Source organism: Corynebacterium marquesiae, from assembly GCF_030229635.1.
Classification (GTDB): Bacteria; Actinomycetota; Actinomycetes; order Mycobacteriales; family Mycobacteriaceae; genus Corynebacterium; species Corynebacterium marquesiae.
On sequence record NZ_JASPII010000011.1, the window covers coordinates 52,026 to 73,193 of the forward strand.

The window sequence follows — 21,168 nt, forward strand, 5'->3', positions numbered from 1 at the left end:
ATTTCTTTTGAGGTTGATTCTGTATTACTTCACATAACACAGTTTGTGTTACTATAAATAATACAGAATAAAGATTGGAGGTGACAGATGTTTATTAACCTCAACCCCGAGTCTGGCGTCCCCGTCTTCCAACAAATTCACGATGAAATCGTCGTGGCTATCGCTCGCGGCCAGCTATCTGATGGCGACAAGCTAGATCCCGTCCGCCGCGTTGCCAAGGATATAGGCATCAACCCTGCCACTGTGAAGAAGGCATACGACCTCTTGGTTTCCGATGGCCTCGTAGAAACCGCCGGCCGCTCCGGATCCATCGTCAGGCCTGGTGCTCGCACCGCCGCACAAGAAAAACAACTGGATGAGCAATTAAACCGCGTGGTCGCACTCGCCCGCGCACAGGGATTTAGTCCGGATGAGCTCCACGCTCGACTCAACTCCACCCTTAATGACCTGGAAGTATCGTCATGATTTTCACACTTTTATTGGCCACCACCACCCTCGTTATCACTTGGATTATGGCCCAAACGCCTTCCCTGGCCTCGCCCAGTACACCGCTCGGCGTGCGCGTGCCGAAGACCTACCTTTCCGATCCTGCAGTTGCCTCTGCGCTCGCCGGATTCAAGATACGTACGTGGAGCTGCGGCATCGTGGCAACGGTCCTGTCCCTCTTTGCCTGGAAACTGCCACTATTAGCCGCCGTGCCTTCACTCGTGGTGACACTCGGTGGCTTGTGGTCCTACATCTCCCAACGTCGCCGCATCATAGCCGCTAAAAAGGCGGGCGGCTGGTTCGATGAGGTTGAAACCAGCATCGCTGCCCGTGTCTCCCGTAGATCCATTGGCACGCCCGAATTCCACGGCATCCCCACGCCGACTTTTCCGTGGATAACTATGCTCTCCTCACTGCTGGCTATCGCGGCCGGTGCCATAATCGTCGCTTCCCACTGGTCTGCCATTCCGGACCCTGTTCCCGTGCACTGGAATGAATCCATGGAGGTGGACAACTGGAGCGACAAATCAATAAGGAGCGTGTTTTCCACCTCATTTGTCGCTTTAGCAATGCTGGGCCTATTTGCTATTGTCTGCTCTTTTATCGCGCATAGTGAGGTATCCCCACGCTCTGAGCGCACCATTAAAGCTCGTTTGCGCAACGAAGCAAACCTCGCTGTGACGAACACCGGAACGGGTGTCCTTACTCTGCTCATCAGCGTCGGGATGGCATTCATACAAGTAACTAGCTCTATCCCGCATTATCAACGCTTCACCGGCGCCGCGTTCATCACAATGCTTATTCTCGCCATTGGTGGCAGCATCGGCCTAGTTGTATTTATTCTCTACAAGCAATCCCAGATATCCGAGCAGTTGCGCGGCATTCGCTTTCCCGATGAAGATAAAGAATCACCGGACAATGACCACCTCTATAAATGGGGTGTGATGTATTACAACCCGGATGATCCGGCGGTACTGGTAGACAAGCGTTTCGGGACGGGAATGTCCTTTAATTACGCCCGGTGGCAGGCCAAAGTCATTCTCAGCCTCTCAGTACTCATCTTGGTCGGTTCGGTGGCACTGCCCCTCATCCTTAACTAAGGCAAACCTCCACTATCATCGCGAATCAACGATTTCGTCCATCTAAAACACCGAATTCGTCGACGGTTGTGGTCATTTGGATGGGCGAAATCGTTGATTTTTACCACAGTTAGATACCACAGCGCCCCGCTTCCTAGAGGATTGCGCGAAGGAAGCGGGGCGCTGGTGTGCGTCAGTTAGTTGATGACGGCGATGAGGTCGCCGCCTTCAACCTTGGTAGCTTGGCCGATGGCGACGCGCTCGACCACGCCATCCTTGGTGGCGGAGATCGATGCTTCCATCTTCATCGCCTCAATGACGGCGATCTGGTCGCCTGCCTTCACCTCGTCGCCCGGCTTGGCAGTGGGGTTAACCACGCCAGCAAATGGTGCGGCAACGTGGCCCTCGTTGGAGGGGTCGGCCTTTTCTACGGTGGCGACAGTGGACTCGGCGTTCTCATCGCGGACCTTCATCGGGCGAATCTGGCCGTTGACGTTGAGAACCACGTTGCGCATACCCTTCTCGTCCGGTTCACCTACGGCGTCGAGGCGTACCACGACCTGCTTGAGGTCGGCGCGATCGGTAGAGCCTTCTGGGAAGTAGTGGACGACCTTTTCTTCGCCTTCGGTAAGGCCGTAGAAGAAGGTGGTATCCGTCAGTGCCTCAGTGTTGCCGTACTTGCGGCGGAACTCGTTGAACTCCTCGAACTGCTTCGGGAACAGGAGGCGGTTCAGGCTGGCGCGGCGCTCATCCGAGTTATCGGATTCCAGATGCGACTGTTCTTCCGCAGGAACCTCGCTCACCTTGGCGCCGGTTTCTTCGCGGCCATCGAGCACCTTATCGCGCAGCTCCGGCCAACCGCCCGGAGGAGTACCGAGCTGGCCGCGGAGGAACTGGTTGACCGAGTCCGGAATATCGAACTTGGTCGGGTTGGCAGCGAAGTCATCAGGGTCTACGCCTGCGCCGACAAGGTGAAGGGCTAGGTCGCCCACAACCTTGGAGGATGGGGTGACCTTGGTCGGACGGCCCAGCATCTCATTGACTGCTGCATAGGTGTCCTCGATGACCTCGAAGCGGTCCGCCAAGCCGAGGGCAACGGCCTGGGCACGCAGGTTGGACAGCTGACCGCCTGGGATCTCGTGCTTGTATACGCGACCGGTCGGTCCAGGGATGCCGTTTTCAAACGGGGCGTAGAGCTGTCGCACGGCTTCCCAATACGGCTCGAGATCCGATACAGCCTGCAGGTCGATACCGGTATCGCGCTTGGACTGGGAGAACGCTGCAATAAGGGCGGATAGTGATGGCTGCGAGGTGGTACCGGCCAGCGGAGCGGAGGCGCCATCGACAATGTCGGCACCGGAGAGCGCAGCCGCATAGTAGGTAGCCATCTGGCCACCGGCGGTATCGTGCGTGTGCACGTGCACCGGCAGGTCGAATTCCTTGCGCAGCGCCATAACCAGCTTGGAAGCGGCCTCAGGGCGTAGCAGACCGGCCATATCCTTGATGGCAAGGATATGGGCTCCCGACTCTACAATCTGCTCGGCCAGCTTGAGGTAGTAATCCAGCGTGTACAGGTTCTCCTTCGGCGACGAAAGATCACCGGAGTACGCCATGGCCACCTCGGCAACGGTGGTATTGGTCTCGAGGACAGCATCGATGGCGGGGCGCATCTGGGAGACGTCGTTAAGAGCATCAAAGATACGGAAGACGTCCACGCCGGACTTGGCTGCTTCTTGTACGAAGCCGCGGCAGACCGAATCCGGGTACGGGGTATAGCCCACAGTATTGCGTCCGCGCAGGAGCATCTGGATGTTCTGGTTTGGCATAGCCTCGCGCAGCATGTCCAGGCGGACCCAAGGGTCCTCGTGGAGGAAGCGCATGGCGACGTCATAAGTCGCACCACCCCATGCCTCGACCGAGAACAGGTTCGGGGTCATGCGCGCAACAGCCTCGGCCGCAGAAACCAGGGCGGTACTACGCACGCGGGTGGCCAGCAGGGACTGGTGGGCGTCGCGGAAGGTGGTATCCGTAACCATCAGCGCATTCTGCTGGCGGATCTTTTCTGCCCACTTCTGTGGTCCAAACTCGAGCAGATCATCACGCGAACCGCGTGGTAGCGGCTCGGAAAGGTCCAGCTCGGGGAGCTTATCAAAGGGGCGCAGCGCCGTTGGGCGCGTACCGTTGGGCTTATTGACGGTGGTCTCCGCGATGTACTCGAGGATGCGACCGGATTCGTCGACTGCCGGTGGAGCCTTGAGCAGGTCCGGATGATCACTAATGAAGCCCGTGTTCACGCGCGTCTTGGTGAAGTCCGGCTCGCGCAGCAAGGCACGCAGGAATCCAATATTGGTGGCCACGCCAGAGACATGGAACTCGTTCAGCGCACGCTGGGCGCGCTGCACGGCCTGCTCAAAGTTGACGCCGCGGCAGGTCATCTTCACCAACAGGGAGTCGAAGTTGGGCGAAACCTCTGCGCCCACGGACGTTGCACCGTCCAGGCGCACGCCGGCGCCGCCCGGCGAACGGTAGGCGGTTAGCGTGCCGGTATCGGGGCGGAAACCGTTATTTGGGTCCTCGGTGGTGATGCGGCACTGCAGAGCAGAACCGGTGATGGAAATCTTGTCTTGGGCGAGGTGAATATCTTCCAGCGATGCGCCGGCCGCGATGTTCATCTGGGCCTTGACGATATCTACGCCGGTGATTTCCTCGGTCACGGTGTGCTCCACCTGCACACGCGGGTTCATCTCGATGAAGACGTGGTTGCCGCGCTCATCGACGAGGAATTCCACGGTACCCGCACCCTCGTAGTTGATGTGCTCACAGAACTTCACTGCGTCAGCACAGATGCGGTCACGCAGCTCTGGGTCTAGCGTCGGCGCTGGGGCTATCTCCACTACCTTCTGGTGACGGCGCTGAACGGAGCAATCACGCTCAAAGAGGTGAATGACGTTGCCCTGGCTATCGCCCAGAATCTGGACCTCAATGTGTTGTGGCTTAATGACCGCAGTCTCAAGATACACACTGCCATCACCGAAGGCTGCCTCTGCTTCACGGGAAGCCTCGGCAGCCTTCTCGCGCAATTGATCTTCGGATTCGACGAAGCGCATGCCGCGTCCGCCACCACCGGCGACGGCCTTAACAAAGACCGGGAAGTTGAAGTCCTTGGAGTATTCCACCAGCTTATCGACGTCCGTCGATGGCTCCGAGTCCTTCAACGTCGGCAGCTCAGCTTCCTTAGCGGCGTTCACCGCGGCAGCCTTATCGCCGGTCAAGTCAAGGGTGCTAGGGGTAGGGCCAATGAACTTGATGCCATTGTCTTCACAAGCCCTAGCGAGATCCGCGCGCTCAGATAAAAAGCCATAACCAGGATAAATAGCATCTGCACCGGACTTCTTTGCTGCGCGAATGACCTCATCGATGCTCAGGTAAGCCTTAACCGGTTGACCTTCAGTGCCGATGCGCACAGCTTCATCCGCAAAAGCGCGGTGAAAAGAATTGCGATCTTCGCGGGGATAGACCGCAACGGTCTTTGCCCCAGTTTCAAAGGCAGCACGGAATGCACGGACGGCGATTTCGCCACGGTTGGCTACCAGAATCTTTTTGAACGATGGAAGCGCGGGATTAGCCACTTCTGTGTTCCTTTCAGCTCGGAAGACGCCGCAGTGCAACGCCTCCTGTTGGGTGATCCGCATCTCAGTTTAGAGGGCTACCCCTCAAATGTCTGCCCTTTTCTGCGCCTAATTCGCCACACTTACCAGCAGCGGAGCCACCACGTGGCGTTTTCTGCAGGGCGACCAGTAATAACGAGATCAGCGATTCTGTAAATATTGCAAACTTTTAATTCAACAACTTACGCAACGGGGACACCCACTATTACACCGCGACCGCGCCCCGCATTACCCTCACCGTTGACCGCTGGTACCTTCCGTTATATGGTTACCCACATAGGTGGTTAACCCATACACCAGAAAGGGAGTCATATGCCACGAATTAGAGAGGCCGCACCATGAGCGATACCCGGCCCATTTATCAGCAACTAGCAGGAGGAATCAGGGACATGATTATTTCCGGCGAACTCCCAGAGGGAGAACGCGCCCCTAGCACCAATGAGCTTTCAGCTTTCCACTCCGTCAACCCCACTACCTCTGCAAAGGCACTGACCGTCCTCTTTGAGGAAGGGCTGCTAGAAAAACGTCGCGGCTTGGGCATGTTTGTGCGCGAAGGCGCGCGCGAGAAGGTTCGCCATCAACGCCAAGAAGCCCTGAGAGAAGACTTCATCCTTCCGCTTCTCAAAGAAGGAGCCGCGCTGGGATTAAGCGCTAGCGACATCGCCGACCTCATCGAAGCCGAAGGAGACCATCATGACGCACCTTAAGATGCACAATGTCAGCTGTAAGCGCCGCTTGCACGTGCCACAATTGGAGCTCAACGCCGGCATGTATGGGCTTATCGGCCCCAATGGCGCGGGCAAGACCACGCTCCTGCGCACGGTAGCAGGGTTCCTGCCTGCCAAGGGCAGCATCGATACCTCGCAGGTGGCGATAGCGCGCACCGGCGCCGATATTTTGCTCGCCGGTTCCACCGTGCGCCAGCACCTGCGCGCCGCGGAGCACGTACGTGAGGGATTCGACGTGGGGCATGCGGAGGAACTGTTGGATAAGATGGGCGTCGATAAGCGCAGCAAGAACCGCTCTTTAAGCACCGGCCAGCGCCAACTGGTTGCCTGTGCCACTGCCCTGGCGGCGCGCACGCCGGTCACTCTCCTCGATGAACCATTCAATGGCCTGGACGCACCGACGCGCACGCGCCTGCGAGAGCTCATCATCGCCCATGCCGCGGCCACCCCGGATTGGCTACTCGTGCTCTCTTCGCACCGCGCGGAAGACCTCGTAGGTTTAATTGACCAGGTCATTACCGTGCACGACGGCACAGTCAATAAGCCCACCGATCTTGAATCCCAACGGCCGCACTACCCCGTGCTCACGGGCAGCACCAAAGACGTCGAGCAAGCCCTCGCGCTTGCCGACGCCCTCCCGCTCCACCAATCCTCGCTTGGCTCGACCACCAAAGTTAATGCTTGGTCCCCGGTACCGTTTCCGGACGATACCGTGAACGCCGCTCAAATCACCGTCTCCTACCTTGACGACGGCCAGCTCATTGATTCCCTTGTTTCCCGCGCCCATGAATCCACCCGCACCTCACAAGAGGAGTCCTAGCCATGAAACTGCTTAAGACCTTTAATCTCAACGCCACAAAGACCTTTATCGCCGTTTGCATTATCGTCGCATTGCTGTGGAGCGTGCCTTATTTCCTGCCCACCGACCCAACAACGATTAGCGCTAACCCTGCTGGCTGGGGAATTCTCGCCGTATTCATTTGGGGCCTCTACTGCGCCTTCACCGCAACTGAATACCGGGCCCTTCGTGGACTGGGAATGCGCCCACAGCAGTGGCTGATGAGCATGCACGCGACCCTATGGCTAGCCGCGTTCGTATTCGGCGCCATTGCTTGGCTGACATTTTATGTCGCGCTACGCGCTGGCGTAGACATGTACTCGTCGTGGGTTATCTCTCCTGGCAGTTCCGGTCTCAGGCCTCTCTTCGCTCGAGTCGCGACCTTGGGAAGCTTTATTTGTGGCCACCTACTTACCGGATACATCGGCACTTTCATCGGCTTAGTGGTCAGTAGCGCCAAACAACGTTCTCTGTTCACCCGGTTCTTGCTTATTGTTGGCATCCTTGTCGGCTTCTATGCAGCAGCACTCCTGCTGGCAATTCTTATTGATAGCCTAGGGACTGTCCACATCGGCGCCCCTTGGCCAGGTTTATTCTTCTTCTCGGCTTTGACTGTCATCGTTTTCTCACTGGTGATGCATCAGTTAGCGCGGCGAGTCCAGCCTTAGACTATCCGTGGAAAACGGCTACTCCCCCACCCCGAGAATGAAAATTGTCTCTGGAGGAGGGGGAGCTTGTGAGTTTTAGAAGGACTTCGGCGGGACCGAACGCTGCTCCTCGCCGTTATAAGCGGATAGCGGGCGGATAAGCGAGTTATTCTCGTTCTGCTCTACGATGTGCGCAGTCCAACCGGTGATGCGGGCCATGACAAAGATTGGTGTGAAGAATTCAATGTCAAAGCCCAGGATATGATAGGCAGGTCCAGCCGGGAAGTCGAGGTTGGGCTTGATCTTGATGGAGGTGTTTTCCTCCATCGTCTTGGCCATGACGTCATACATCTCAACCCACTGGGTCTGGTCGTGCTGTTCGGCCAGCTCCTTAAACGCTGCCTCCATTGTTGGCACGCGGGAGTCGCCGTTTTTGTAGACGCGGTGACCAAATCCCATGACCAATTCCTTGTTAGCCAGCTTCTTCTTGGTCCACTCTTCTGCCTTGGCAGGATCGGCAACCTCCAGGAAGTTTTTCATCACGGCCTCGTTGGCACCGCCATGCAGAGGCCCTTTGAGCGCGCCGATGGCCGCGACGATGGCGGAATAAGTATCGGACATGGTGGAGGTCACCACGCGGGCAGCGAAGGTGGAAGCGTTAAAAGAGTGCTCAGCGTAGAGGATGAGGGACTTATCAAAGGCCTCGATATCGGCGCGGTTGGTAGCTGGGGAGCCTTCCTCATCACCGAAGACCATCCAGAGGAAGTTCTCCGCAAAGCCCTTCTTGCGGGAGGGTTGGATGTAGCCTTCGCCGCGGCGGCGCCGGATATCAAGCGCAATGATGGTGGGAATCTTGGCCATAAGCTCCAGCGCGGTGCGACGGATGTGCTCGGAATCCTTGGTGTATTCCTCTGGGTCCTGGGAACCGATATAGGAAATGGCGGTACGCAGTACATCCATTGGGTGGCACGATAGCGGCATGGACATGATGAGGTCGATGACGTGGCGCTCTAGGTGCCGCAGGGCCTTCTCGCGGGCAGAAAATCGGATAAGCGATTCTTGGCCTGGCAGTTTGCCGTTCCACAGCAGATAGGCCACTTCCTCGAAGGAGCAATAGCGGGCAAGCTCTTGGACGGGATAGCCGCGGTAGGTCAGCGAGTTGGTCTCAGGAACGACCTTGGACACGGCAGTCTCATCGACGACGACGCCATACAGGCCCTTGCGGATTTCGGGGGTCTGATTCTTATCGGACATGGTGTAAATTCTCCTTAGCTTTCGAAAGTGGGCTGGTAGGTGTCTTTGGAGTAGGTAAATACGGATTTATCGAAGTCGTTGTATTCCTCGTAGCGCACCAGTTCATAAAGACGGGAACGGTGTTGCATACGCTCGAGCCAATCGGTTTGAATCCCGGTTTCCTGCAAATCACGCAGGAAATCCTCGGTGGCGCCCATAGCCACGCGGAAGGTGGAGACAGGCCAGATGACTGCGTTATAGCCAAGGTCTTCTAGCTGTTGCGCCGAGAGCAGCTCGGTTTTGCCGAATTCGGTCATATTTGCCAGCAACGGTGTGTCGACAGCGGCGCGGAATTTTTCAAAGTCTGCTGGCTGGTACAACGCCTCAGTGAAAATAAGGTCCGCACCAGCATCGGCGTAAGCCTTTGCACGGTCGATAGCATCGTCGATGCCGTTTACTCCTGCGGCATCAGTACGGGCACAGATAATGAAGTTCGGGTCGCGCCGCTCGTTAACCGCGGCGCTAATGCGGCGGACCATGATGTCCTTGTCCACTACTTCTTTGCCATCGAGGTGCCCACAGCGCTTCGGGTTGACCTGATCCTCTAGGTGGCAGCCGGCAAGTCCAGCGTCCTCGAGTGCGGCGATGGTGCGGGCGGCGGACATGGGTTCGCCGAAGCCAGTGTCGGCGTCGACAAGCACGGGCAAATCCGTCGCACGAGCAATCTGGCCAGAGCGCTGTGCCACCTCAGTCAAAGTGGTCAGGCCAATATCGGGAAGGCCCAGATCATTAGCCAGCACCGCGCCGGAGACATAAACACCGCCGAAACCGCCGATATCCTGGATTAGGCGCGCGGTCAGGGGATTGAACGCGCCCGGCAATCGGGTAATGGTGCCGGATTCAAGGTCGGCGCGGAATTGCTGGCGCTTTTCCGCGGGAGTTTTCAAAGAGCCAAATAGTCCAGCCATTAGAAGATTCCTTCCGGTTTCTGGGGTGCGGCGGCGAGGTGAGCATCGGTCACCCGCACGTTTAGCTCGGTAAGGTCAGTGAGATTTTCCAAGTTTTGGACGGCGTTGAGGAAACGCTCTTGTTCGGCTTCGTCCACGATGCCGTTTGCGAGTTTTCTGAACTTCTCTATGTATTGCTCGCGCGCAAAGGGGCGGGCACCAAGCGGGTGGGCATCAGCAACGGCGCGTTCATCTTCTACCACGGTGCCGTCTTTGAAGGTGATTACCGCCTTGCCGCCGAAGGCCTTTTCAGACAGGTCATTAGAGTGATAGCGGCGGGTCCACTCGGGGTCTTCGACAGTGGAAATCTTGTGCCATAGCTCGATGGTTTCTGGGCGGTTGGCTCGCTCGGGCGCGTAGGAAGCCTCGTGGTCCCATTCGCCATCTTCGAGGGCTACGGCAAAGATGTACATGATGGAGTGATCCAGCGTCTCGCGGGAGGCGGAGGGATCCATCTTTTGTGGATCATTGGCACCGGTACCGATGACATAGTGCGTGTGGTGCGAGGTGTGCAGAACGATGGACTCGATGTCCGCAGTCTTCAAGTCCTTTTCTGCCAAGGTTTTCTTTAGCGCAAAGGCCATATCGATGGGCGCTTGGGCCTGGTATTCGGCCGAGTGTTCCTTGGTATAGGTATCCAAGATGGCGCGCTTTTCCTCGCCAGGTTCTGGCAAAGGGACCGTGTAGGTGCGCTCTGGCGAATGCAGCATCCACGCGATGAATCCATCCTCGCCTTCCCAAATGGGCGCCGGTGCACCTTCGCCGCGCATCGTGCGGTCAACGGATTCAATGGCCATCTTTCCCGCGAAGGCCGGTGCATAGGCCTTCCAAGAGGAAATCAGACCCTTACGGGATTGCCGGGTGGCGGTAGTGGTGTGCAGCGCCTGGCCCACCGCCTGGTAGATGGTGTCCTTATCTAGTCCAAGCATGGTGCCGATGCCGGCGGCTACGGAGGGACCGAGGTGTGCCACGTGGTCAATCTTGTGCTCGTGCAAGCAGATTCCCTTAACGAGGTTGACCTGGATTTCATAGCCGGTAGCGATGCCGCGAATAAGATCACGGCCACTAAGGCCCTTGTGCTGCGCGGTAGCAAGCAGCGGTGGGATATTATCCCCGGGGTGCGAGTATTCGGCGGCGAGGAAGGTATCGTGATAGTCCAGCTCACGAACCGCTGTGCCGTTGGCAAGCGTAGCCCATTCGGCCGAGTAGGCACCATCCACGCCAAATACGGTGGCCCCTCCCTTACTTACCGAGTGCGCCTGGGCCATGACGCGGGCGGAGGTTACGGGACCGCGTGCCACGGAAGCCATGGCCACGGCCGCATTATCAATGATGCGGTTGATGATCATGTCGGTGGTCTCGGCGGGAACCTCTACGGGATCCGCGGCTACTTCTGCCACCTTGTACGCCAGGTGCTCCTCATTGGGGAAATCCTCGGCGGATTTATGGGTTCTAACCTCGTGGTTCTTCACTAGATGTGAGCCTCCTTCACTCTGCAATGCGTTGTAGATCACACTAAATGCTTGAATGTGCCCCGCGCTATAAGTAGGGTGTGTGTAATCTAGCGGAATGAGTCAGTGAAATCTGCAAAGTTTGTGGTTTCTACTGCTCATAACGGCGAAAGGCGGCACAGTAACCGATGACCAAGCATTATGCGGGGGCACGAATCCATGCACTGCGCAAGCAACGGGGACTCACACAGGTAGCGATGGCCAAGCAGTTGGGGCTTTCCACCAGCTACCTCAACCAGCTCGAAAATGATCAGCGTCCGCTTACCGTCACCGTGCTTATGCAACTAGCTCAGCGTTTTAACTTGGACCCCGGCTATTTTGCGAACGACCGCGATGCGCGCACCATTACCGACCTGCGCCGGATCTTTCCCGAGGCCACCGAAGACTCCTTGACCGACCTCGCCTCGCGCTTTCCGGAGCTCATGCCCCGCTTCGTCGATGTCGCCACCCGCGCCCCGGCGCGCGAGCGCTCCCCCTTTGAGCTCGTGCGAGATTTTTTCTACGACGCCCATAACTACATCCACGAGCTCGATGTGCTGGCAGAAGAGCTCGCCGGCCAGCTCGGTGACCGGGTGTTACGCCGCGGCCGCTTAGCTTCCCGCATGCACGAAGACCTCGGCGTTAGTGTCCGCTTTTCCCGGCCGGGCCCACGCCGCAGCTTCAACCCTGATACCCGGGAGCTTGCGCTTCGCGACGGCCTCTCCGAAGCCCAGCTAGTCTTTGAAATGGCGCTCCAATATTGCCTGCTTGCCTACCGCGATGTCTGCGATAACCTCGTGTCCGAACTTCCGGCGGGCGAGGCCCAAGAATTAGCTACTTTAGGGCTCGCGCAATACTTCGCCGCCGCGGTCACCATGCCCTACCAACCGTTCCTATCGATGGCTGAGGAAACCCGCTACGATATCGACCTTTTGTGCAACTACTTTGGCACCGGTTTCGAAACCACCGCGCAACGCTTGGCTACCCTCCAGCGCCCAGGCCTTAACGGCGTGCCCTTTTCCTTCATCCGCACCGACCGCGCTGGGAATATCTCCAAGCGCCAATCCTCCACCGCATTCCACTTCGCCCGCTCGGGCGGTTCTTGCCCGCTGTGGGTAGTTCACCGCGCCTTTGAAACGCCCAACCGCATCACCCGCCAAGTAGCCGCCATGCCAGACGACCACGCCTACCTGTGGATAGGTCGCTTTGTGCAAGGAACCGCAAAATCTTGGGGAACCCCTCGCAAGGAATTCGCCGTGGGCTTAGGCTGCGATATCTCTGAGGCCGACCGCATCGTCTACGCCGATGCTCTTAATCTAGACATATCCGCCGCGACCCCTATCGGCCCTGGTTGTACCGCTTGCCCGCGCGAGCATTGTCCCCAGCGTGCTCTTCCTCAAGCAGATCGCCCCATCCAGGTTTCACTCAATCGCACCGCCGAGCATTCCTACTCCACCTTTTAGCAACGCATGCAAAAGCGCCCACCCTAAGCTGGTTACCAAAGGCGGGCGCAAAAGAAAGGAAAAGGTCGCTTACTCCAGGTCGTCGTGAGCCACGAGGCGTCGAGCAGCCTCGGTGATGGTGCCAGACAGAGACGGGTACACGGCGAAGGAATCAGCTAGCTGGTTTACGGTGAGCTGGTTGGTCACGGCCATAGCGATGGGCAGGATGAGCTCGGAGGCGGTCGGCGCGACGATGACGCCGCCGATAACGCGGCCGGAGGTCGCGCGGCAGAAGAGCTTGACAAAGCCGTGCTGTAGCGAGCGCATCTTGGCGCGTGGGTTGGTCTTTAGCGGCATGGTGATGGTGCGGGCGGCGACCTCACCGGCCTCGATTTCGGCCTGGGTAAAGCCTACAGCGGCGATTTCCGGACGGGTGAAGACAGCGTTGGCCACGGTCTTCAGGCGCAGCGGAGAAACGCCCTCACCCAAGGCGTGGTACATGGCCACGCGGCCCTGCATTGCGGCGACGGAAGCCAGCGGGAAGAGGTCAGAGCAGTCACCAGCGGCATAGATGCCGGCGATATTGGTGCGGGAGACGCGATCGACCTGAATGTGGCCGGACTTGGCGGTTTCCACGCCGACGTTCTCCAGCTTGAGGTCCTGAGTATTCGGGATGGAGCCGATAGACATAATGACATGGGAACCGGTAATTTCGCGGCCGTCCTGCGTGGTGACCAGGACGTTGCCGTCCTCGGTGCGATTGACGGTTTCCACGCGGCAGTTCTTTTCCAGTTCCACGCCGCGCTCGCTCAGCACGGTCTCGAGGACGTCGGCCGCATCGGCGTCGTCATGCGGCAAAATGCGGTCACGGGAGGCAACCATGGTGACCTTCACGCCCAGCTCTGCAAAGGCGGAGACGAACTCGGCGCCGGTCACGCCGGAACCGACGACGATGAGGTGTTCAGGAAGTTCGGTGAGGTTATAGACCTGCTGCCAGGTAAGGATGCGCTCGCCATCCGGCTGAGCGCCGGGGAGAATACGAGGGGTGGCGCCGGTGGCTACCAAGACAAGATCTGCGTTAATGGTTTCCTCGTGGCCGTCCTCGTTAAATACGGCGGTAACCTTGTGGCCGCCGAAGGCATCGGCCTCCTGATCTTCTGGGAAGTAACCGCGGCCATCGATAACGCGGGCTCCTAGGGATTCCACGGTGGCACGGATATCGGAGGACTGCTTGCTTGCTAGGTCCTGCACACGCTTATTCAGCGCGGTTAGGGATAGGTCGGCTTGGCCAATGCCTTCGTTGAGCTTCATATCCTCGGCACGGCGCAGGTCGGTTTTAATATTGGCACCAGCGATGAAGGACTTGGAAGGAACACAGTCCAAGATAACGCTGTTGCCGCCCATGCCTTGGTCTTCAATAATGGTGATTTCTGCACCATATTTAGCACCTGCCAACGCTGCCTCATAGCCGGCTGGGCCGCCGCCGATGATGACGATTCGCTTGGTCTGGTTCAACACGCACATGCTCCTTTATCGGCTCCACTTTAAAAGTCGCTTACGAGTCTAACGTGTAGGACCTTAAAGCGCGTTAGTCTGTCTCCGCATTCTCCCCTATGAACTGCTCAACCACGGCGCCAAAGAGTTTGATGCCCACGCCGATGGCCCTCTCGTCGACGATAAGATCGCCCATGTGCAAGTCATGCTGCTCGCCTTCGCCGGACCAGCAGCCCAGCCGCGCCATGGAACCAGGGACCTTTTCCAGGTACCAAGAAAAGTCTTCGCCACCGGAGGACTGCGGGGCTTGAACCACGGCCTGCGGATCGATGGATTGGGCTGCGGAGGCAAGCAGGGCGGTTGCGACGTCGTCGTTAAGCACCGGCGGAACGCCGCGGTTGTAGGTCAGCTCGTGCTCTACGCCGACCGGCGCGAGGATTTGTTCCACCAGCTCGGTAAAGAGGCTTTGCATATCGCGCCAGATGCCAATATCAGCCGTGCGCATGGTGCCGGTTAGGCTGCCGGTCTCGGGAATGGCGTTCGGGGCGTAGCCGGAATTGACCTGGCCAAAGACCAAAACGGTACCGGTGCGCGGGTCAACGCGGCGCGAGAGCAGCGCAGGCAGTTCGGTAATGACCTTTCCTAGGGCATACACAACGTCGGCCGACAGGTGCGGCCGGGAGGTATGCCCGCCTGGGCCCTTGATATTGAGCTCCACCACGTCGGTAGCAGAAGTGATAGCCCCGGCGCGGATACCGATGCGCCCCACGCGCAGCTTGGGCTCGGCGTGGATGGCAAAAATGGAATGCACACCTTCCAGCGCGCCCCATTCAATGACGTCGGTCGCACCGCCTACCCACACCTCTTCGGCCGGCTGGAAGATGACGCGAATTCCCAGCGGCAGGTCGTGGACGCGCTGAAAATCCGCCAACGCGCAGGCCAGGCCGAGCGCCACGGTCGTATGCACATCGTGGCCGCAAGCATGCATCTTGCCGGGCACCTCAGAGGTATATTCCAGGCCGGTGACCTCGGTGACTGGCAGGGCATCAATATCCGCGCGGAAGGCCAGCCGGCCTAGCTCCGTATCGGGGCCGATGTCGACCATGAGACCGGTCTGTGGGAAGCGCTGTGGCTCCAGACCATAGTCCTGCAGGATAGAGGCGAGAAAGTTGGTGGTTTCTACCTCTTGGTTCGCGGTTTCCGGGTGGCGGTGGATATGGCGCCGCCACGCGATGACCTCCGCACGGTGGGCATTGAACCACTCGTTGATGAATTCCGAGATCATCCGCGTGCCTTCCCTATCGTTGAAATACGTCTGGGTGCAAAGTCTACAACTAGACCATGCGGTTCAGTAACTCAGGTGGTGATGCGGGGTGCTCTAGCTCAAGGCGCCATTCCACGTGGCGGCAAACCGACGCCGGTCCACATAGCCTTGTGGGAAGGGCGCGACGTCCTCGGCGGCGGCCACCGCGGAATCGGTCAAATGCCCCTCCACCACGTCCCCGCCGGCCGGCAGCAGCACCGCCGGCGGGATTTCTAGGGCCAAGGCCAGCTTATATACCGTAGACAGCTGCGGATCGGCCATGGCGTGCACGCCATTCTCGTTGCGCTCCAGATTGGAAATTTGGCTGCGGGAAACCCCAGAAATCTCCGCCAGCGCCTGCTGCGAAATCCCCCGACGCTTTCGCACCCGCCGCAATTGTTGCGAAAATCCGTGGCCGTAGCTCGACCACATTAGATGAATGAAACTCATATTCTCCCCCCCCTGGAAAGCGCGGTCGCCTTTCCAGGGAGAAGATTACCTTAAAGGTCGATATTGCGCGGACCGTAAAGGCGGTCGCCGGCATCGCCCAAGCCCGGCACGATATAAGCATCCTCGTTGAGCGAAGGATCGATAGCGGCGGTGACTAGGCGCACCGACAGATCGGATTCTGCCAGCGCATCCACACCCGGCTGCGCCGAGACCATGCAAATGGCGGTGATATCGGTGGCGCCGCGGCCGGCAAGCAGGCGCAAAGCGTGCAGCAGGGAACCGCCGGTGGCCAGCATCGGATCCACCACGAACACCGTGCGGCCGGTCAGGTCCTCCGGCAGTGCTTCCAGGTACGGCACTGGCTCGTGCGTCTCTTCGTTGCGCGCCATGCCTATGAAGCCGACCTGTGCATCCGGAATCATGGACAGGGCCGGGTCCACCATGCCGAGCCCGGCGCGGATGATCGGCACGATGATAGGCGGGTCCTGCAGGCGGGTGCCCTGAGCGGTAGAAACCGGGGTAGCGCAGTCGAAGTTCTCCACCGCAAGACCGCGGGATGCTTCATAGACAAGCATGGCGCCCAAGTCTTTCAAGGCGGCGCGGAAGGCGGAGTTATCGCTGCGCGCATCGCGCATGAGGGTAAGGCGGGAGGCGGCAAGCGGGTGGTCTACTACGTGGATGTCCATGACCACCACTTTAAACTTTTTGGGAACCAAATGGGCCATTGGGCAGTCCAATAGGGCATGAGACCTTTCACGATCGATACTGACTATGCCCGCCACCTCGCCCGCGACCTGCACGCCCAGTCCCAAGGGGAGAATCCGCCCCACCCCGTTTTGCCTGAAGATTCCGCATTCACCGCTTTCAATGAGGCGGTGCATGCCGCGCTCGATAATGTGGGCGCGCGCATGAGCGTGCTGCGCAGCGATATGGGGCAGGTTGCCCAGTCCGGTTTCCAGATGTCGCGCGAGGCAGAAGACACCGATGCCTCGCTAGGCCAGCACCTTGGGGCGGCGATGTAGATGCTCGATACCGCGCTTAAGCAGATTGCCACCATGCAACCGGCGCAGCTTCCGGAGGTTGAGCTTCCTCGCGTGCCGGATCTTTCCGCCGCCGAGCCTTTAGCCGCCATCGCCCATGGCAATCCCGCTCCCCTACTCGAGTCGGCGAAAAATATCGATCTCGATAATGCAACCATCTCTGCCGCGCTCGGCCAGGCCCGCACCTTGGTAGCGGGCACCATCCGGGATCTGGTGGGCATCGCCACGCAGCTGGTGCGCCAGGCCCTGCCCACCGCGCTGGGTCTCCTATCCCTGGATCCGTCGGCGCGTGCCGCCGCTCTGGCTCAGCTGCACGCGCTTATCTCCCAGCACCTGGGAATGGCCTCTGCCCGCGTGCAGCGCCTGATGGGTGATCTCAACGTGGCCGCTCAGTCCTTGCAGCCGGTAGCGCAGCGGCCGGTGCACTCCGCGCTTGCCGACGCCCCCGTAAGCCCCACCGGCGCCCAGCAAGCCACCGCTCTTCCTGCACAATCTGCGGCGGGCGAGGGGGCTGGCGCCGATGCTGCCGCACACGACGCGCCTTCTCCCCCGCCGGCACCAGAGCCCTCTGCCGAGGGTGGTTCGGCCGCCGGGCAGGCCGCGGTCGCCGCGGCGAAGAGCCAAGTGGGCCAGCCCTACGTATGGGGTGGCACCGGAAACGGTGGCTTCGATTGCTCGGGCCTTACCCAATGGGCATATTCACAGGCCGGAGTGGACTTGCCGCGCACGGCGGACCAGCAGGCGGTTGGTCAGCAGGTCAGTGCGGATCAATTGCAGCCCGGTGACCTGGTGGTATGGGACGGGCACGTGGCAATGTATTCCGGCAATGGCGAAATCGTGGAGGCCGGTGATCCGGTGCAAACCAACCCGCTGCGCACCACGAATATGGGCATGCAATTCAAAGGCTTTTGGCGCCCGACGGCCTAAGGCCGGTGCGCTCTCGCGCGCTGCTTAGGGCGTTGGGTAGACTAAAACGCCATGAGCACCCGCGCAATTGTACCTGTAAAGCTCTCGCTGACCGAGGGCGATTTTTATACCCTCTGGGCACCCAAGTGGCGCCAAAATGGCTCCGAATGGCAGGCCTTTTTGGGCGATAATGAGGCTGTCTTAGCTTTTAACTCGCCGGCCGAGCTGCTGTGCTTCGTGGAGTCTGGCACCAAGCACGATTTGCTGGACCACCCGCAGTGGGACCAGTTTGCCGGCCGCGATGCGGACCGCGTCACCCCGGCCAAGCGCGATGAGTATGACCTCATCGGCATGCCGGAGGCACTGGCTGGTCGCCCGAGCCACCAGAACGTCTCCACCGTGGCCCGCAACTTGGAGATTGCCTCCGCGCTTGCTGACGTCGCCGGTGCAGAACACACCACCATCTTCTTCGCTTCCCACTCCATCCTGCGCAATGTCTCCCGCGGCGCCGACCACTACTCCGGCGAGCAGGGCATGAGCGAGTGGTCCGGCGTGGGCCACGTCATCGCCGGCAACTGGAAGAAGGTCATCGAGGACCTAGATGAGCACGTCCGCGTGGTCTCCAGCGATGACTTTGATGCGGCCAAGGTTTCCGATGCCAAGGAGCGCATCTCTTCTGCTGCCGCCGCCTCCGCTGCAGCAGCCAAGGAAGCCGAGGAAAAGCGCAAGGCCGCCGCCGAGGCCGCTGACCCGTATGATAATTCTCCGTGGGCTGCCGCCGGCATCGATCCCATCAAGATCACCGCGCAGTCCAAGTCCGTCTACACCCTCCGCACCTACCTAGACGGCAAGCCCATCTTCTTGGGCAAGTGGGGCGAAATTTTCACCTTCGACTCCCCGAAGACGCTCGTGCGCTGGATTATAGACAACGATGACCACGACCTAGCCCGCGTATCCACCTGGGAAGAGGTTGTTGCCGCCGCTAATGCCGGCGAGCTAGAAATTCAGGTCCACCCGGATAACCAGTACTCCTTCAATGGCATTGTGCGCGATATCGAAAAGGGCCCAGAGGCCGTCGATTCCGATCAGATGGCACGCTGCTATGAGGTATGCGCCGATGCCGCCGACTGGGCCGGCGACGATTCCATTAACTCCTATATGCTGGCTCACCCCCGCCTGCAGGACTACTTGGGCTACATGCTCGGCTCCACCGAACACGCCGGCTATGTGCCTTCCAAGCCATATAACGAGCACGCCGAGTCTTGGAAGGGCTTGGAAGACATGCTCATCAAGCGCTTCTCCAAGTTCTAAACCCGCACGGTTCGCACGGCCTCGCCCGCGCGTGGCATCAGCCGCCTCGACTTTCCTCCCCACTCACAGCAGGCGGGAGGAGAAGGGGGCGGCTTTGTGCGTCTAGTCGCCGCGTGCTTCTTGCTCTTGGCGTCGGCTCCGGTCGCGCATGTATTTATCGAAAAGCAGCCACACGACAAAGACGCTGAGGCCAACAATGGATCGGCCCAGGGTACCTATCCCAAAGACCCCGCCCAGAATCAGGCCGAGAACAATCAGGCTGGCGAAAGTTACGACCCACGACACGTGCGTGTTGTAGTTCATCGCTTGACCTCCCTGAGTACGTGGCCTTAAAGGTGACGGCGAAGGTGGTCAATGAGGGCGTCGATAAGCTCACGCGATTGAGGCGCTTTGGGTTTAATCTGGTCGAAGCCGTGATAGGCACCGGCCCACACGTCGAGAGTCGTATCCACACCGGCCGCATCGAGGGCCTGGGCAAAAGCCACGGATTCATCGCAGAAAAGGTCGATGCCACCGACCCCGATCCACGTCGGCGGCAAGCCGGAAAGGTCACTGCGCGTGGCTGGCGAAGCATAGGGCGGCACGTCGACATCCAAATGGTCGTTTCCCAAATACATGGACCACGCGCCGCGGTTCGGGCCCGCCGTCCAGATGAATTGGCCCACCGCACCGGACTTATCCGTGGTGCGGTGATCGAGCATGGGATAGACCAAGCCGAGCGCGCGGACCGGATGGCCCTCATCAAAGGCACGCTGCACCAGACCCGCGGCGAGGCCGCCGCCGGCGCTATCGCCGGCGACCGCGATGCGCGAGGTATCCCCGCCCAGCTTATCGCCGTGTTCTTGCACCCAGCGCAGCGCCGCGTAGCACTCATCGTGGTCCGCGGGGAATGGTTCCTGGGTGGATTTGTGGTAGCGCGGAGCCACCACGATGGCACCGAGTTCGGCCGCCATGCGAGCATTTTGCGGGTCATACATTGCCGGACCACCAATGAGATGGCCGCCGCCGTGCGTCCACACCACCACGGGGCGCGGCCCAGCATTGGCTACGCCCTGGGCATCGTCGCGCGGGGTAAGCACGCGAGCGCTAAAAGCATGGCCAGCGAAGGACGCGGAAAACTCCGTGACGTCCACCGCGTGCCGCATCGGGCGGGAAAAGTCGATGCTGGCAAAGAAGCGGCTGGCGCGGGCAAAGGTGGCGTCGGGAAGCAGATGCATTGGCAGGTACAGAACCGGGCTGCGCAACCCCGGTGCCACCTCGCGCAGGTACGGCCGGCGGCTGAGCGCATACGCCGCCATGCCCGCTACCCCAACCACACCGGTCAGGGCAGCCCCGGCCTTGAGGACTTGCGAAACGCGCATTTAGAAATCGCGCAGAATGCGCTGTGCCAGCGGCTCGGAGGAAGCCGGGTTCTGGCCGGTGTAGAGGTTGCGATCCACGATGACGTTCGGGGACATCGGATCGGTCTCCTGGTAATCCGCGCCGAGCTCACGCAGGCGGGTCTCCAGCGCCCACTTAGCGGCGGCAACCATCTCCTCGCCTTCCTCTGCATTGCTAAAGGCGGTCATCTTGTAGCCCTTGAACGGCCAATTCTCGTTATCCAAGGCCAATAGCGCGGCTGGGGCATGGCAAACGAGGCCGAGCGCGCGGCCGGAATCCATGCGCGCCTGAATAAGCTTTGCAGAATCCTGATCGTAGGCAAGATCCTCCATCGGGCCGTGGCCTCCCGGGTAGAAGATGAGGTCATAATCCGCTTCATCGACCTCAGCCAAGTTCATCGGGTTCTCTAGTGCCACGCCCAACTCTGCCAAGTAATTTTCCTGCGCCATGCGCACGTTATCGGGCAGTACCTCAAGGCTGTACTCATCTACCACAGGAGCCTTCGCACCCGGAGTAGCAAAGTGGATATCCCAGCCTGCGCCCTGGAAGACGCGGTGCGGTGCAATAAGCTCCTCGGCCCAATAACCGGTCGGGCGCTTAGTGCCATCGGCCAGTGTCCATTCCTCAGCAGCGGTAACAACAAAAAGTACAGAAGGCATGTAATTC

General features: G+C 59.5%; 20 protein-coding genes. 9 read left to right on the forward strand and 11 right to left on the reverse strand.

The window, feature by feature from the left end:
* Window positions 1-87 precede the first annotated feature (87 nt).
* The gene (locus QP971_RS08325; RefSeq protein WP_284788079.1) at window positions 88-465 is read left to right on the forward strand and encodes a GntR family transcriptional regulator; all 378 of its coding nucleotides are present in this window, start codon (window positions 88-90) and stop codon (window positions 463-465) included.
* Complete coding sequence (locus QP971_RS08330) at window positions 462-1,586, forward strand: DUF5808 domain-containing protein (protein WP_284788081.1); 1,125 nt, start codon at window positions 462-464, stop codon at window positions 1,584-1,586. The genes QP971_RS08325 and QP971_RS08330 overlap by 4 nt, the downstream gene beginning before the upstream one ends.
* Before the next feature lie 176 nt (window positions 1,587-1,762).
* Here the strand turns inward: QP971_RS08330 and QP971_RS08335 are convergent, their stop codons facing one another.
* A complete protein-coding gene (locus QP971_RS08335) occupies window positions 1,763-5,194 on the reverse strand; it encodes a pyruvate carboxylase (protein ID WP_284811324.1) in 3,432 nt (1,143 codons plus the stop codon).
* Window positions 5,195-5,571: 377 nt separating this feature from the next.
* Between QP971_RS08335 and QP971_RS08340 the strand changes: the two genes are divergently transcribed.
* The 3 genes from QP971_RS08340 to QP971_RS08350 are packed head-to-tail and all read left to right on the forward strand — an operon-like array spanning window position 5,572 to window position 7,467.
* Entirely contained in the window at window positions 5,572-5,940 is a 369-nt protein-coding gene (locus tag QP971_RS08340) for a GntR family transcriptional regulator (protein WP_269954133.1), read from the forward strand.
* The gene (locus tag QP971_RS08345) at window positions 5,927-6,781 is read left to right on the forward strand and encodes an ATP-binding cassette domain-containing protein (protein WP_269954134.1); all 855 of its coding nucleotides are present in this window, start codon (window positions 5,927-5,929) and stop codon (window positions 6,779-6,781) included. The genes QP971_RS08340 and QP971_RS08345 overlap by 14 nt, the downstream gene beginning before the upstream one ends.
* Before the next feature lie 2 nt (window positions 6,782-6,783).
* Complete coding sequence (locus QP971_RS08350) at window positions 6,784-7,467, forward strand: transglycosylase (RefSeq protein WP_239278883.1); 684 nt, start codon at window positions 6,784-6,786, stop codon at window positions 7,465-7,467.
* 75 nt (window positions 7,468-7,542) lie between these two features.
* On the opposite strand, the gene QP971_RS08355 is transcribed toward QP971_RS08350, so the two are convergent.
* Genes QP971_RS08355 through prpD form a run of 3 tightly spaced genes read right to left on the reverse strand, consistent with a single transcriptional unit; the run spans window position 7,543 to window position 11,158 of the window.
* Window positions 7,543-8,700, reverse strand: a complete 1,158-nt coding sequence (locus QP971_RS08355) for a bifunctional 2-methylcitrate synthase/citrate synthase (RefSeq protein WP_284811322.1) — start codon at window positions 8,698-8,700, stop codon at window positions 7,543-7,545.
* Window positions 8,701-8,714: 14 nt separating this feature from the next.
* Window positions 8,715-9,647: a methylisocitrate lyase gene (gene prpB / locus QP971_RS08360; RefSeq protein WP_239274391.1), complete on the reverse strand. Its 933-nt coding sequence runs from the start codon at window positions 9,645-9,647 to the stop codon at window positions 8,715-8,717.
* Window positions 9,647-11,158, reverse strand: coding sequence for a 2-methylcitrate dehydratase PrpD (gene prpD, locus QP971_RS08365; RefSeq protein WP_284811320.1), 1,512 nt, complete (start codon window positions 11,156-11,158; stop codon window positions 9,647-9,649). The genes prpB and prpD overlap by 1 nt, the downstream gene beginning before the upstream one ends.
* A gap of 167 nt (window positions 11,159-11,325) precedes the next feature.
* Here prpD and QP971_RS08370 point away from each other — a divergent pair, with 167 nt between their 5' ends.
* A complete protein-coding gene (locus tag QP971_RS08370) occupies window positions 11,326-12,639 on the forward strand; it encodes a short-chain fatty acyl-CoA regulator family protein (RefSeq protein ID WP_284788096.1) in 1,314 nt (437 codons plus the stop codon).
* A 69-nt stretch (window positions 12,640-12,708) separates the two neighbouring features.
* Here QP971_RS08370 and QP971_RS08375 read toward each other — a convergent pair whose 3' ends face one another.
* From QP971_RS08375 to upp, 4 genes are all read right to left on the reverse strand, one after another.
* Window positions 12,709-14,136 carry an NAD(P)H-quinone dehydrogenase gene (locus tag QP971_RS08375; RefSeq protein WP_284788098.1) on the reverse strand — a complete coding sequence of 476 codons (1,428 nt, stop codon included), beginning with the start codon at window positions 14,134-14,136 and terminating at the stop codon, window positions 12,709-12,711.
* Window positions 14,137-14,206: 70 nt separating this feature from the next.
* On the reverse strand, window positions 14,207-15,397 hold the full coding sequence (locus tag QP971_RS08380) for a M20 family metallopeptidase (RefSeq protein ID WP_005326760.1): 1,191 nt from the start codon (window positions 15,395-15,397) through the stop codon (window positions 14,207-14,209).
* 93 nt (window positions 15,398-15,490) lie between these two features.
* On the reverse strand, window positions 15,491-15,865 hold the full coding sequence (locus tag QP971_RS08385; protein WP_005322588.1) for a helix-turn-helix domain-containing protein: 375 nt from the start codon (window positions 15,863-15,865) through the stop codon (window positions 15,491-15,493).
* Between the two features lie 50 nt (window positions 15,866-15,915).
* A complete protein-coding gene (gene upp / locus QP971_RS08390; RefSeq protein ID WP_239274395.1) occupies window positions 15,916-16,551 on the reverse strand; it encodes a uracil phosphoribosyltransferase in 636 nt (211 codons plus the stop codon).
* A 57-nt stretch (window positions 16,552-16,608) separates the two neighbouring features.
* Here upp and QP971_RS08395 point away from each other — a divergent pair, with 57 nt between their 5' ends.
* The 3 genes from QP971_RS08395 to QP971_RS08405 are packed head-to-tail and all read left to right on the forward strand — an operon-like array spanning window position 16,609 to window position 19,122.
* Window positions 16,609-16,887: a chemotaxis protein gene (locus tag QP971_RS08395; RefSeq protein ID WP_284788103.1), complete on the forward strand. Its 279-nt coding sequence runs from the start codon at window positions 16,609-16,611 to the stop codon at window positions 16,885-16,887.
* Window positions 16,888-17,832 carry a C40 family peptidase gene (locus QP971_RS08400; protein WP_269954141.1) on the forward strand — a complete coding sequence of 315 codons (945 nt, stop codon included), beginning with the start codon at window positions 16,888-16,890 and terminating at the stop codon, window positions 17,830-17,832.
* 51 nt (window positions 17,833-17,883) lie between these two features.
* Window positions 17,884-19,122, forward strand: a complete 1,239-nt coding sequence (locus QP971_RS08405) for a SatS C-terminal domain-containing protein (RefSeq protein ID WP_269954142.1) — start codon at window positions 17,884-17,886, stop codon at window positions 19,120-19,122.
* A 102-nt stretch (window positions 19,123-19,224) separates the two neighbouring features.
* On the opposite strand, the gene QP971_RS08410 is transcribed toward QP971_RS08405, so the two are convergent.
* The 3 genes from QP971_RS08410 to QP971_RS08420 are packed head-to-tail and all read right to left on the reverse strand — an operon-like array spanning window position 19,225 to window position 21,161.
* Window positions 19,225-19,425 (reverse strand): hypothetical protein, encoded by a 201-nt coding sequence (locus QP971_RS08410; protein ID WP_239274399.1) that lies wholly within the window; start codon window positions 19,423-19,425, stop codon window positions 19,225-19,227.
* 26 nt (window positions 19,426-19,451) lie between these two features.
* Complete coding sequence (locus QP971_RS08415; protein ID WP_269954143.1) at window positions 19,452-20,483, reverse strand: alpha/beta hydrolase; 1,032 nt, start codon at window positions 20,481-20,483, stop codon at window positions 19,452-19,454.
* Window positions 20,484-21,161, reverse strand: a complete 678-nt coding sequence (locus QP971_RS08420; protein ID WP_049378016.1) for a type 1 glutamine amidotransferase domain-containing protein — start codon at window positions 21,159-21,161, stop codon at window positions 20,484-20,486. It abuts the gene before it with no gap.
* Between the last annotated feature and the right edge of the window lie 7 nt (window positions 21,162-21,168).